Below are 13,763 nucleotides of genomic sequence, written 5' to 3'. Positions count from 1 at the left end.
ACTATCATAACCGACTTTAGTTGTGTTTTCTGAGATGTGGGGACAGGTGGAGCGTCGTCGGAATTTGAGAGAGAGAGTAGGCCGAAGTTGAGAGACAGCGTAGTAGAGTTGAGAGAGAATCAGCCGGAGTTGAGAGACGGCGGCGTAGAGTTGAGAGAAAAGCGACCGAAGTTGAGAGACAGTGTCGCAAAGTTGAGAGAGAATCAGTATTTTACAGTTATCTCTCAACTTCTTAAGTTATCTCTCAACTTTTCACCAGAACCTCTCAACTTTTTTAAGCTATCTCTCAACTTTTTTAAATATCTCTCAACTATTCACAAGGATCTCTCAACTTCCCACGTCAAAAGTAATGGTAAGTTTGACCGTATTTTCTTTACTGAATGTTTACTGGCAATTAACACCCTTTCAATATCTATCTATTAAACTAGCAGTGTAGTAAAAATTGAGAGGAGCGTTTTGATGTTTAAAAAACTAGGTGTGGTTGCATTAAGTGGAGCTCTTGTATTTTCCGGATTAAGTTTAGGTGCGGCGGATGCTGCAAAGCCGGACAATCCTGGTAAAGGAAAAGGGAATGGAAATAATGGAAAAGTGGAAAATGTCATTTATATGATTCCTGATGGATTTAGTCCCGATTATGCTGCGAATTACCGTGTATATAAAGGGGAAGAAGCTATTTGGGATAAACATTTAAAAGGCATGTACACAACGCATTCAGCAAACTCTGACATAACCGATTCTGCCGCTGCTGGAACGGCAATGGCCACTGGTAATAAAACTAATAATGGTGTGATCGGACTCGATCCAGAGGGAAATGAGCTGGAAACAATTCTTGAAGCAGCTGAAAAAGATGGCAGATCTTCAGGACTTGTAGCCACTTCAACCATTACACATGCTACACCTGCTTCTTTCGCTGCACATGTGGTTGACAGAAACAATGAAACAGAAATTGCGAGACAACTCGTTACGAGTGACGTAGATGTCATGCTTGGTGGGGGAAAAAATAACTTTCTATCGGCCTCTCAAGATGGAAATCAAGAAGAACTAAATTTAATTAAACAAGCCGAAGATCAAGGATTCGAATTTGTAGAAACGCGTGATGAATTAACAGATATCGAAGAATTGGATGTTGAAAATGGAGATAGATTGCTTGGTCTATTCGCAGATGATGCACTTTCTCCTGAACTGCACAGAGGTGACACAGCGGAACCAAGTATTGCTGAGATGACTAAGACTGCAATTGACGTGTTGGAAGAAGATAAAGATGGATTTTTTCTTGTTGTAGAAGGCAGCCAGATTGACTGGGCAGGACATGATAATGATGCTGCTTGGGCAATGTCAGATACAGCAGCTTTTGAAAAAGCAGTAGAGGAAGCAATTGAATTTGCCAAAGAAGATGGGAAGACATTAGTAGTTGTTGCAGGTGATCATGATACTGGTGGTATGACTACGGGTGGATACGGCTCAATGGAATTAAATGCTGATGTATTAAAAAATGTGACAGCAACCGGAGACCATATGGCAGCACAGTTAAATGATGACCGCTCCAATATTGGAGAAGTTGTTGAAGCATCTACTGGACTTACTTTGACAGAAAAAGAAGTTCAAGTCATCCAAGCAGCTGACAATGCGTCTCTTGCAATAAATACAGTGATAAGTGAACGTGCAAGTGTTGGCTGGACAAGTACAAATCACACTGGTGCAGATATCCCACTTTATGTTTATGGGCCACAATCTGATAAATTTGCAGGTTTCCATGATAATACGGATCTGCCAAAAATGATTGCAGAAACAATGAAATTGAAATAGTGAGTGTGGGGGGAATGTAAAAGTTTCCTGTCTTATTGTAGTGATTTTACTAGTAGGAAGAACAGACAGAGTAATGAAGGTGCTGATCGCAATGGGATCAGCACCTTTTGATTACATTCAACTTTTGTTTTTAATAGAACCTATATTGAATGCAAGATTACGAAAACACCCAAACTTTTTCCCCTCCTATGCATATTTTATCATTACAGATGACTATGAAGGAGTGGACATTTTGGGCGCAAATAAAGGGAAATTTCCTGATGGATTTGATATTGATATGAGGCCGCTTCATGATTTTATGAAAAAAATGGATTCTTTTTTCAATGAATCATTTAAGCAAATTAATTCTCAATTACATTTAAAATCTATTTGGGTTGATGTACAGGAAACGGATTCGGATATAATTGTAAAAGCAGAATTGCCTGGCTATAAACGTGATCAGATTCATATCGAAATCATCGGAAACAGATTACGGATTAGTGTGGAGGGGAAGGAAAAGATTGTAACCGTTCCATTTATAATCCCTGAAGAAGAAACAAGTGCTTCTTTTCAAGACGGTATACTGAAAATTACCATTCCGAAAAAGAATTCCAATAGGAAGTATATTGATATTGAGGAATAACTTAATAAAATCTTGCGGTAGGCGTTGCTTTTATTTTGATTCAAAGCCATTTAAACGAAAAAAGTGACAAAATAAAGTGGACAGATTTGAACTGCACCTAATTGTTAGACAAACATAACAGTTGGAGGCGCAGTTCATTTTTTTGTCCCTTTATCCTCTACTGCTGATAAAAAAGAATTAAGGAATGAACGTAGTGGTGGAGTGTTCCCCATGTTCCACCACACTCCCTCCGATGGGTTAGGCCCCCTTCTCCTTCCTCTGCAATAATACCGCTACAATTACAATAAGCCCTTTAAATGCTTCTCTTAAGAATGGTGGTACTCCAAATAGATTTAGCAGGTTATTCATTACTGCAATGATGAGCATTCCATATACGGTACCGAGGATAAACCCGCGTCCTCCAAGCATATTGGTTCCACCGACAACCGCTGCTGCAATGGCATCCATTTCCATTCCGCGTCCAGCGTTGGAAAAGTCCATGGAGCCGATACGTGATACTTGAATAATCGCCGCAATCGAAACAAGAAGCCCCATCAATGCATATACACGAAGCTTAACTTTATTTACATTAATCCCGGAGAGCATTGCGGCCCTCTCATTCGATCCAACCGCAATAATTTGTCTGCCAAAGGTGGTTCGCTTCGACACATAATAGAGAATTGCAGCAATGACAGCCCAATAAATGATTGGCATAATCATTAAATTTCCCATTTTAAAGCTTGATATCTGTAAAAATTCCATTGGTACAGTTGTGTTGTACCCTTGTGCAAAATGCTGGGTTACACTTCTGAAAATCATCATCGCTCCTAAAGTCGCGATAAATGGGGGAACCATCCCCTTTGTGACGGTCACACCAATAAGAGCACCTAATAGATATCCAAAACCCAACACCATAATAATAGTAAGAATGATAGCGGGCAGTCCTGTTACACCAATTGCACCCAGGATTCCCTGACTTCCCGTATCCAGGAGATACATCGAAAATGCGCCAGTAATTACTAAAGTGGAACCGACAGCCAGGTCAATTCCTCCTGTCATAATGACAAAGGTCATCCCAAGCGCAACAATTCCTATACCAGCGTTATTACGTAGAATATTAATCCAGTTATTTATCCAGGTCTGGAACCATTCGCCAACTGAATTATAATCAAACCCCAATGTTAAGGTTTGTAGAATAACCATAATAATAAGGGCAATTAAAATACTGAACAATGGATCATTCGACCATTTATATTTAAACCAATCAAAAAAAGTCCTTTTCTTTTTTTCAGGGGGCGTGTTTTTCAACTCCGGCATCATAATGGCTGTTCGCTCCTCTCTAATTCTAGCTCCCCACCAGTTGCTAGTCTCATAATCGTATGCTCGTTCATCATTTCATCACGAACTTCACCCTGGATAACGCCGTGATACATGACAAATGCCCGATCACATACGCGGATAATTTCTTGCGCTTCACTGGAAAGTACAATAATGGCAATGTTCTCTTCCGCAAGCTTTAAAATAATATCGTAAATATCTTCTTTTGCACCTACATCGACACCCTGTGTAGGATTATCCAAAATCAGTATTCTTGGATTCGCCGCCAACCATTTCGACAGAACAACCTTTTGCTGGTTTCCACCGGAAAGACTGTTAATGCTGTCTGAATGCTCACCCATCTTCAACCTTAATGTTTCACGCTGCTTCTGGAAGTTCTGCCAATGCTTATCAGTGTTAATAACACCATGCCTTGAAAACATCGGCCATGTGGCAATCGAGGCATTTTCGATAATATTCATATCCTTAATAATTCCATTCTCTTTACGGTTACGAGGAAGATACGCAATTCCTTCTTTAATGGCCTGGTACGTACTTTTGATTTTGACTTCTGTAGCATTTAAGTAAATTTTTCCTGATAAAAATTTCTCTGCACCAAAGATTGCTTGAAAAAGCTCACTTCGGCCATCTCCGAGAAGGCCTGTCACACCAACAATTTCCCCAACATTAATAGAAAAGCTGATATCTCGAAAAAACTGGTGATCTGTCAGCCCTTCCACTCTTAAAACCTCATCACCTAATTTTTCATCATTCTCTTTTTCTCTACGCAATGACTCCGTTCTCACATCATAGCCTACCATGTAACTGGCCAAATCCTTTGTCGTTACATCGCTCACACTACCTTCTGCCGCCAAATTTCCATCCCGAAGCACGAGATATCGATTACAAATCTGCATAACTTCATTTAATTTATGGGATATAAAAATGAGACCAACGTTTTGCTCCTTCATCGTTTCCATCATCTTAAAAACCCGTTTAATTTCGGAATCGGTTAGAGATGTGGTTGGCTCATCCATGATAATAATTGATGCATTCGTCATCATCGCACGACAGATTTCAACAATTTGTTTATAAGATGCATCCAGGTCACGAACCATTTTTCCAGGATCCAAATCCACATTCATTCGTTCAAACATTTTTGCCGTTTTATCATACATTTCCTTTAAATTAAGGCTTCCTCGTTTCGTTTTAATCTCCCGCCCCATAAACATATTTTCATAAATAGGCAGATCATTGATTAAATTCAGCTCTTGATGAATAAAGGCGATTCCCGCTTCTAGTGAGTCCCCGGGTGTTTCAAAGTTTATTTTTTTTCCATCTACTAAAATTGAACCGGAATCCATTTGAAGAACGCCACCAAGAATATTCATTAAAGTGGATTTACCCGCCCCATTTTCTCCGAGCAATGCACAGATCTCACCACCTTGCACAGAAAAGGACACATCCTTGATGACATCGTTATTCCCAAAAGACTTCTGAATGTTTTTCATCTCAATTTTCACATAATCACCTCCATGCTTGTATGTAAGAAAGAAAAGAAAGGCTATAGCCAAGCCATAACCCCCCTTAATTTTCTTTCAAGGACGAGGAAGCCGTCACCAAACGTTCCAGTTTAGTACGGGGATCCTTCGTCAAGGAATTCTTCATAGTTGTCCCGGTCTACTACTGTTGTTGGGATGACAGTTTCCGCTTCAACTGTTTCGCCATCCAGTAAATCAACTGCGATATCAACAGCATCTTTAACCATAGCCGGGCTGTATAGTGCAGATTGTATCCAGATATCTTCATTTTCTGGCATCATTTCGAAGTATTCCTGCATACCACCACCGCCGGTTACGACTTGAATGTCCGTTCTTCCCGTTTCACTGATTGCTTGCAAAACACCAATTGACGTTTCATCATCCATGGAGTACACAGCGTCAATATGATCCATACTTGTTAAAATATCAGCAAAATCCTTCAATCCATCTTCTCTCGTAAACTGTGTCGCATATGTGTGAAGATTCATATCAGGAGCAATTTCTTCCATTTTTTCAACAAATCCAGCATTTCTTAATTCAGAAACCGAACCAGCTGAAGGCACCTCTAAGATAACTACCTCACCTTCCGTACCAATCTTATCTACCACATAATTAGCTCCTTGGACACCCATATCGTAGTTGTCACCTGCAACTCGATGCACGCCCTCTACATCAATAGCGATATCAAAGTTGACAACTTCAATCCCTTCATCCAACGCACGTTGAATAGGAACTTCCATCCCTTCCCATTGCGGGAATGCTACAATCGCTTCTGCACCCCAGGTTATCAAATCATCCAGCTGTGAAGTCATTTCAGAAGCATTGCTGCTTGTATGAATTTGGTAATCAATTTCATCGGATAATTCTTCGGCACGTGATTCCGCATGATATGCAACCGCAGCAACCCAACCATGTGTAACAGCTGGCGCTAGAATACCTACTTTGTACTTCTCAGCCGAATCACTGTCTCCACCTTCATCCCCCGTTCCAGATGCGTCATTTGAACCACAGGCAGTCAACACTGGTACCATAACCAATACAAGTAGAACAAACAGCCTAACTAGCTTTTTCAATTAAAAAACCTCCTTATTTTTAAAATATATATTAATAGTTTGTGAAACCAATAGTAAGAAATCTCTACAGTCAATATGTGAATGCGCTTTCAATTATTTAAAAGTAATTTCACCACCTGAACCTCATGTCCCGTTTTTAAAGATTCTTCAATAATTGTCTACGGTTATAGATAGATGTAATCCGTTACAAGTATCTAAAATTAAATTAGACTATTTTGAATATTTTTCCGCCAGTTTATTCCCATTTATTCAGATCCAAGCATCTTTTCGATCACTTTCAGAGAAGCTAAGGCTTCACGACTTGTTACAGGAGGAACCTTGTCGTTTACTATGCAATCAATAAAAGCATCGATAACACCTGTACTTGTTTGATTATCATTCGTTTGGATTGGCTCCAGCTCGTATTTGATTACAGATCCATCGTTTTGTTCAATGATAAGCTGCGCATCATCATGATGATAGATTTTCATAACACCCTTTTGACAGTAAATTGTCGTAGTGTTATCTTCTCTTCCGTAATAGGTCCAGGAGAAGGATGCTGTTCCCAATCGACCTTTCCTCGTTTTTAATGCAGAAACGATATTATCGCAAACTTCAATCGGTTGTCCTTGTTCATTTATCTTATCAAGAGCACCATAAAAGGCATGCACCTCCTCAATTTCGTCATCCAATAAGTAATGGATTAAATCAATTTTATGAATTCCTAAATCACCGGCAACACCCGAGTGTGAGCGCCCCTTTTTAAAAAACCAGGTAGCATTTGATTTCGTAACTCCCCAGCTTTCCGGGCCTTGATGACCAAATGTTGTCCTAAAAGTGAGCACATCTCCCAGTTCTTTCTTTTCCAAAATTTCCTTAGCTTTTTGGTGTGCTTTTGTAAATCGTTGATTATGGTCAACCATTAATTTTTTCCCCGATTTACGTTCTGCCTCGATAATTTCCTCCGCATGTTTCACACTGATCGCTAATGGCTTTTCACATAAAACATGCTTGCCGCTTAATAGCGCTTTCGATGTATGGATATGATGAGCTTCATTTGAGGAACAATCACTAATTGCAACAATGGTCGGATCCGCTAATAAGTCTTCAAGCGTCCCAGCGACTCGCCCGCCAAATCTTTTAGCTAAGCTTTCTGCCCTCTCCATATTCCGATCATAAAAGATGATTTCACCGACAAAAGGATTGGCTTTGTACTCAGGCGCATGACGGAATCGAGCAATCGATCCACAACCAATAATTCCTACATTAAACCTCATAATAAAAACCTCCCCCTCTTAGAAAACCTGACTTATCGCCAAGCCTTAATTCAACGAAAAATACTTTTTGTCTGCGATGTAAAGACTTCGAAGTATTGCTTACTTATACAGAAAGAAATATGAAATGCTTTACTGTCAAAAAATTATACTTCTCCTCGGTATATAAATCATTCACCCTTCCTACCACATGGTAGAGTCTCGAATAATCAGTTCATGATCTAAGACAATGCTTTCTACTTTTTCATCCTTCATACTATTCATCAGCATATCGACTGCAAGATAACCCATTTTGTACATCGGCTGCGAAATGGTCGTAAGAGTAGGGTATGTCATATTGGAAAAGCTAATATTATCAAAGCCTACAACCGCAATCGGATTAGGAAGCTCTGATTCTGCCTTCAATGCCTTTAATGCACCTATTGCTAACGTATCAGAGACGGCAAACACCGCTGTAGGCTTTTCCTCTAACTGAAGCAACATTCTCATTGCTTGAACACCATTCTGAAATTCCAATTCCTTTGTATGATAAATCCACTCATCTCGAATGGGCAGTTGGAACTCTTTCAATGCTCGTTCATATCCAGCCCTGCGAAGCCTCGCATAAAGGAATTTTTCATCAGAACTAATAAGTGCAATTTTTTCATTCCCCAGTCTAATCAAATGCTTAACCGCCTGGTACGCAGCCAGCTCACTATCAATGGTGACATATGGAATAGTCCCCCCCTCCTCATACTCACTGCAGAGAATAACCGGATGATTTTTGGCTAGTTCGTTCAGTTTTTGCATATTGACGGTTGGATCCATCGAAATAACACCGTCAGCCAGTTTGTTCTTGACCATGTTGAAATAAATATTTTCTCTCTCAGGTTTGGAGTCTGTCTCGCAAAGAAGGATATTGTAGTTATTCGCAATTGAAGAATTTTGGATCCCATTGATAATTTCATTGTAAAAAGGATTGGAAATGCTAGGAAGTAGTACAAGAATAAGACGACTTTCTGACTTTCGTAAATTTCGCCCAAGCATGCTTGGTTCATAATTCAGCTCATTTATCGCCCTTTTTACTTTAAGCCTCGTCTTTTGTGTTACAGAGGTAGCGTTATTTAATACTCTCGATACCGTTGCAACGGAAACACCTGCTTCTTGAGCAATCTGCTGAATATTTGCCATGATGATTCCTACTTTCATTTTTTACTTTGTAATCGATTACAATATATTGTAAAAGGTAATGACTTATTTGTCAATATAGAATTTTTAGTTTTTTCATAAAATAATGTTATTTGGGATACAGGGACAGGTTTACTGTTTTATTCTTACTCTGAAAGTGACTTTGAACAACCCCCTAAGGAACGTGGGGTATCTTCAGAAGTTGAGAGATAGACGGCCGGAGTTGAGAGACGATGTCGCAGAGTTGAGAGAGAATGGGTCAAAGTTGAGAGAAAGCGTCGCAATGTTGAGAGAAAATCAGTATTTATACAGTTATCTCTCAACTTTCATAAGATGTCTCTCAACTATCCACGAGGATCTCTCAACTTTTCGTATCATTATAACTGAAAATGGCAATGGGTAGAATGCTGGTTCAATATCTAATATGCAGGCAATAGAGGATGCAGTAGCAACAGCTATGGCAGAACATGAGTTTTAAAAAAAATAATACAGCTGTTTTCTCCTCTCCCTTTGAGGAAAAAACAGCTTTTTTTCAACATCTATAATTGTTGTATGGTCTTTTCGAGGCACCTGATCCGTACTAAACCTCATGACAAGCCACAAAATGCCCTTCTTCCACTTCACGCCATTCTGGCCGAACTTCTGCACAATGCGACTTTGCAATGGGACACCTGGTATGAAATGGGCATCCACTTGGATAATCAGATGCACTTGGCAGATCCCCTACTAACTGAATCCGTTCTTTCTTTTTGCCCGGGATTGGACGTGGAATAGAAGACAGTAAAGCTTTTGTATAAGGATGTAGCGGATTGTTATAAATTTGGTCTGAATTTCCTAATTCTGCCGTTGCTCCAAGATACATAACTAAGACCCTATCGCTCATGTGTCGAACAACAGCTAAATCATGCGAAATAAACATGTAAGTCAAATTGTGAGTTGATTGCAACTCTTTTAAAAGCTTTATGATTTGTGCTTGAACGGAAACGTCCAATGCAGAAACGGCTTCATCACATACTATTAATGAGGGATTTACTGCAAGCGCTCGCGCAATTCCTACTCTTTGCCGTTGTCCCCCACTAAATTCATGGGGATATCTATCAAAATGTTCATCTTTTAATCCAACCTCTACTAAAAGCTCCTGAACACGATTTCTTCTTTCCTTTTTTGATAATTTGGTATGAATGATTAATATTTCTTCTAATGCATCACCAATTCTTTGTCGCGGGTTCAATGAAGCATATGGATCTTGAAATATCATTTGCATGTCTTTTTTATACTTTTTAAGTTTTCGATCTGATAGACCACCAATATTATCTCCACGAAAACGAATCGAACCTTCTGTTAGATTTTCTAATCCAAGAACTGTTCTACCTAATGTTGACTTACCACATCCGGATTCACCCACAATACCAAGAGTTTCGCCTTCATGAACTTCTAAACTAACATCATGAACTGCTTTTACATTTGATATCGTCCGTTGGATAATCCCGCCCTTAATTGGATAATATTTCTTTAATTTCTCCACTTCCAGAAGAGGTGGTTGATTTACCATTATTGTCGACCTCCTGAAGCCAGCATTTTACTTCTTGTGTACCTGATACCTTGAATGATGGAGGTGTTTTTTCCTTACAAACATCCATAGCATATGGACATCGAGAATGAAAACGACATCCTGTTATTTGATCATCCAAGCTCGGCATAGAACCGGGAATGATCGATAAATCCTGATCTACATCATCAACATTCGGCACTGCGGCTAATAACCCTTTCGTATATGGATGCCCGGGATTAGAGAAAAGCTCATCTACTGTACCTACTTCAACGACTTCTCCAGCATACATAACCATTACACGATCAGCTACTTCTGCAACAACTCCCATATCATGGGTTACAAACACAACTCCCATTCCCATCTCACTTTTCAATGTATCAATCAAATCAAGAATCTGAGCCTGGATTGTCACGTCTAAAGCCGTTGTTGGCTCATCCGCAATTAATAGTGATGGTTCACAAGCCAGAGCCATTCCGATCATGACTCTTTGTCTCATACCACCACTAAGCTCATGCGGATACTGATTAAGCATTTTTTCTGGACTTGATATTCCTACTTTCGTAAGGATATCTATACTTTTAGCAGTAGCTTCCTTTTTTGTCATGTTTTTATGAATTCTTAATGGCTCACGCAACTGAAAGCCGATAGTAAACACTGGATTTAATGCAGTCATCGGTTCCTGAAAGATCATCGACATTTTATTACCTCTAAATTCTCGTAATCTCTCATCTGACTTCCCAACCAGTTCTTCATTTCCCAAACGGATAGAACCCTGTGAAATTTCCCCATTCGATGGTAACAGACCCATTATAGATAAGGATGTTATACTTTTCCCACATCCAGATTCACCTACAATACATAATGTTTCCTCTGCTTTCACAGAAAAGGAGATACCCCGAACAGCCTTTAACTTACCTTTGGCTGTTCGAAATTGGGTAACAAGATTATCGACTTGAAGTAACTGTTCCATTAAATCCCTACTTTCTACTAACATTATAAAGCGACCAAGAACCGGTTGGATCTACAATCAGGCCTTCAACTGACGTATGATAAGCAGCTGTTACCATACCATGTTCCATTACAATCCAAGGTGCATCTTCTATCGCCATTAAATTTGCTTCATGCAGTTTTTCTTTTCTGTAATCCTGATCCACTGACATTCTAGATTCTTCAACCAGCTTATCAAATTCCTCATTATTGTAACGACTGTAATTTGAAGCATTTATATTGTCTGTATGCAAGTTAGGATATAGTAATTCACTTCCATCAGCGGTACTATTTGACCATCCTAAGAAAGTCATTTCATAGTTACCTTTTCTTGTAGTATCCAGGAAAGTTCCCCATTCCATCGTTTCAATTTGTACATCAAGTCCAATTTCTGTTAATTGGGATTGGACGATTTCAGCCATTTTCATATAATTATCGCGATTTGCAGCCAAAAGTGTAATCGATTGACCACTATATCCATTTTCTTCGATCATTTGTTCAGCTTTCTCTTTATCATATGAATAAGTAGCTTCACTAGCTTCCTCATTATAACCGAACACTTTCGGGCCAATAATACTTTCATTAAAAATTCCCAACCCATTTAACTGCTCGACATAGGCTTCCTGATTAACACCATAAGCGATAGCTTGTCTGAATTCTAATTCGTTAAAAGGTTCCTTCTCCATATTAAATCCTAAATAGGAAACACGAGTACCTTCAGATTTTTGTACTTCCACATCATTTAGAGATTCAATTCTGGGAAGTTGATCAGAAGGTAATGCATCTAAAAACTGAACTTCTCCTGTTTCTAGCATTGAAATAGCTGTAGAACTCTCTGGCACTACTTTGAAAGTTACTTTATCTAATTGGGCTGGTTCGCGCCAATAATCCTCATTTTTTTCTAACGTTACATGAGCTCCTTCTGCCCATTCCACAAAAGTAAATGGTCCAGTACCAACAGGTTCTTTATTAATATCGCCTTCTTTATCAGCAGTAGGACTGACAATTGCAGCATTTGTATGACTTAAAGCTGACAACATCGGGCCATACGGCTCTTTTGTTTTAAGAACTACAGTATATTCATCTTTTACTTCGATTGTATCTATAGGTGCCAGTAAGGATGCTCTTGGTGCAGCTCTTTCTGGATCTTTAATTTGTTCAAACGTATACTTTACAGCTTCCGCATTAAATGGAGTACCATCATGGAAGGTAATATCTTCCTTTAATTTTATTTCCCATGTATTATCATCAGGAGTCTCATAGGATTCTGCTAGCAATGGTTGAATTTCCATTGTCTCCGGGTCTTTTATAAATAAAGTTTCATATATTTGGAATGTCGCATTAGAAGAAACTGAATCATTCGTATCTATCGGCGATAAACCAACCACATCCGAAGTAGAGGCATAAGTAATCTCCTGTGTGGTATTACTTTCAGCATCACCACCGCTACTTTCTTCACTACATCCAGCTACAAATACGATTATTATCAATAAAAACGATGCAAGAAATAGAACTTTATTATTTTTCATTGACCTTTCCCCCTCTTTTACATATCTAAATTCATATTCGGATCTAAGGCATCCCTTAATCCATCACCGACTACATTAAATGCAAAAACAGTCAACATAATTGCTATTCCTGGAATAATTGACATATGCGGGGCATCCCACATAAAATCCTGTCCTGCAGCAATCATGGCTCCCCATTCAGGTGTTGGAGGTTGGGCTCCCAATCCCAGGAAACTTAATGCTGCTGTAGATAGTATTGCTGTTGCCATTCTCATTGTTGCAAATACAATTATAGGAGCGGTGCAATTAGGTAAAATATGTTTAAAAATAATTCTGATATCACTTGCCCCTACTGACTTCATGGCTAAGATATATTCTTGCTTTTTCACGGATAACACACTGCCACGCACTATTCTGGCGCATCCAGGAATGGACCAGATACTGATTGCAATAACAACATTCACTAAACTGGTTCCCAGCATTGCAATAATTAACATTGCAAGTAAAATACCAGGAAATGCAAATAGAAGATCGACAATACGCATGATTATTCCATCTAATTTTTTATAATAACCACTGATAAGTCCTAATGCTATACCACCAATCAAACCAATACCAACTGCAGCCAAACCTACTATGAGTGAAATTCTGGCACCATATACCAGCCTCGACCACATGTCCCTTCCATAGTTGTCAGTTCCAAGAAAGTGTCCTTCTGCACCAATACCGAGCTTTGTTTGAGACAAATCCTGAACATACGGACCATAATTTACAAGCAAAGGAGCAAAAATAGCCAAAATAACTTGAATAAATATGATGATAATACCGAATACCGCCAACTTATTCTTGAGAACCCGTCTAATTGTTTGAACATAATATTTTTCCTTTTTAGGCGGTTTTGTTTTATTTTCATTTAAAGCAATATCTGCTGACACTAAAGTTAACCTCCCTTCTGCTA

11 protein-coding genes are annotated in these 13,763 nt (G+C 39.1%); 2 read left to right on the top strand and 9 right to left on the bottom strand.

From position 1 onward, the window contains the following. The first annotated feature begins 459 nt into the window (after window positions 1-459). Both CIL05_RS03450 and CIL05_RS03445 read left to right on the top strand, forming a co-directional pair. Complete coding sequence (locus CIL05_RS03450; RefSeq protein WP_095654118.1) at window positions 460-1,806, top strand: alkaline phosphatase; 1,347 nt, start codon at window positions 460-462, stop codon at window positions 1,804-1,806. Window positions 1,807-1,879: 73 nt separating this feature from the next. Beyond that, the gene (locus tag CIL05_RS03445) at window positions 1,880-2,428 is read left to right on the top strand and encodes an Hsp20/alpha crystallin family protein (protein ID WP_240510098.1); all 549 of its coding nucleotides are present in this window, start codon (window positions 1,880-1,882) and stop codon (window positions 2,426-2,428) included. 237 nt (window positions 2,429-2,665) lie between these two features. Here the strand turns inward: CIL05_RS03445 and CIL05_RS03440 are convergent, their stop codons facing one another. From CIL05_RS03440 to CIL05_RS03400, 9 genes are all read right to left on the bottom strand, one after another. Then, window positions 2,666-3,727, bottom strand: coding sequence for an ABC transporter permease (locus CIL05_RS03440; RefSeq protein ID WP_095654117.1), 1,062 nt, complete (start codon window positions 3,725-3,727; stop codon window positions 2,666-2,668). Beyond that, complete coding sequence (locus tag CIL05_RS03435) at window positions 3,724-5,298, bottom strand: sugar ABC transporter ATP-binding protein (protein WP_338066915.1); 1,575 nt, start codon at window positions 5,296-5,298, stop codon at window positions 3,724-3,726. The genes CIL05_RS03440 and CIL05_RS03435 overlap by 4 nt, the downstream gene beginning before the upstream one ends. 59 nt (window positions 5,299-5,357) lie before the next feature. After that, a complete protein-coding gene (locus CIL05_RS03430; protein WP_095654116.1) occupies window positions 5,358-6,338 on the bottom strand; it encodes an ABC transporter substrate-binding protein in 981 nt (326 codons plus the stop codon). 245 nt (window positions 6,339-6,583) lie between these two features. Then, window positions 6,584-7,594 (bottom strand): Gfo/Idh/MocA family protein, encoded by a 1,011-nt coding sequence (locus tag CIL05_RS03425; protein WP_095654115.1) that lies wholly within the window; start codon window positions 7,592-7,594, stop codon window positions 6,584-6,586. A 180-nt stretch (window positions 7,595-7,774) separates the two neighbouring features. Then, complete coding sequence (locus tag CIL05_RS03420; protein WP_095654114.1) at window positions 7,775-8,761, bottom strand: LacI family DNA-binding transcriptional regulator; 987 nt, start codon at window positions 8,759-8,761, stop codon at window positions 7,775-7,777. Between the two features lie 577 nt (window positions 8,762-9,338). Then, window positions 9,339-10,310: an ABC transporter ATP-binding protein gene (locus tag CIL05_RS03415; protein ID WP_095654113.1), complete on the bottom strand. Its 972-nt coding sequence runs from the start codon at window positions 10,308-10,310 to the stop codon at window positions 9,339-9,341. Further along, a complete protein-coding gene (locus CIL05_RS03410; protein ID WP_095654380.1) occupies window positions 10,252-11,280 on the bottom strand; it encodes an ABC transporter ATP-binding protein in 1,029 nt (342 codons plus the stop codon). Before CIL05_RS03410 ends, CIL05_RS03415 begins: the two co-directional genes overlap by 59 nt. A gap of 7 nt (window positions 11,281-11,287) precedes the next feature. Next, window positions 11,288-12,826, bottom strand: coding sequence for a glutathione ABC transporter substrate-binding protein (locus tag CIL05_RS03405; protein ID WP_095654112.1), 1,539 nt, complete (start codon window positions 12,824-12,826; stop codon window positions 11,288-11,290). A gap of 17 nt (window positions 12,827-12,843) precedes the next feature. Further along, a complete protein-coding gene (locus CIL05_RS03400; RefSeq protein WP_095654111.1) occupies window positions 12,844-13,740 on the bottom strand; it encodes an ABC transporter permease in 897 nt (298 codons plus the stop codon). Between the last annotated feature and the right edge of the window lie 23 nt (window positions 13,741-13,763).

This window comes from Virgibacillus profundi (assembly GCF_002287375.1).
Classification (GTDB): Bacteria; Bacillota; Bacilli; order Bacillales; family Amphibacillaceae; genus Virgibacillus_K; species Virgibacillus_K profundi.
This window is presented reverse-complemented; position numbering and strand designations above follow the sequence as displayed.

Excerpts from the sequence above, each read along its gene's own strand:
- CIL05_RS03420 (WP_095654114.1), bottom strand. The coding sequence starts at position 8,761 with ATGGCAAATATTCAGCAGATTGCTCAAGAAGCAGGTGTTTCCGTTGCA.
- CIL05_RS03405 (WP_095654112.1), bottom strand. The coding sequence starts at position 12,826 with ATGAAAAATAATAAAGTTCTATTTCTTGCATCGTTTTTATTGATAATA.
- CIL05_RS03440 (WP_095654117.1), bottom strand. The coding sequence starts at position 3,727 with ATGATGCCGGAGTTGAAAAACACGCCCCCTGAAAAAAAGAAAAGGACT.
- CIL05_RS03445 (WP_240510098.1), top strand. The coding sequence starts at position 1,880 with ATGAAGGTGCTGATCGCAATGGGATCAGCACCTTTTGATTACATTCAA.
- CIL05_RS03410 (WP_095654380.1), bottom strand. The coding sequence starts at position 11,280 with ATGGAACAGTTACTTCAAGTCGATAATCTTGTTACCCAATTTCGAACA.
- CIL05_RS03415 (WP_095654113.1), bottom strand. The coding sequence starts at position 10,310 with ATGGTAAATCAACCACCTCTTCTGGAAGTGGAGAAATTAAAGAAATAT.
- CIL05_RS03450 (WP_095654118.1), top strand. The coding sequence starts at position 460 with ATGTTTAAAAAACTAGGTGTGGTTGCATTAAGTGGAGCTCTTGTATTT.
- CIL05_RS03425 (WP_095654115.1), bottom strand. The coding sequence starts at position 7,594 with ATGAGGTTTAATGTAGGAATTATTGGTTGTGGATCGATTGCTCGATTC.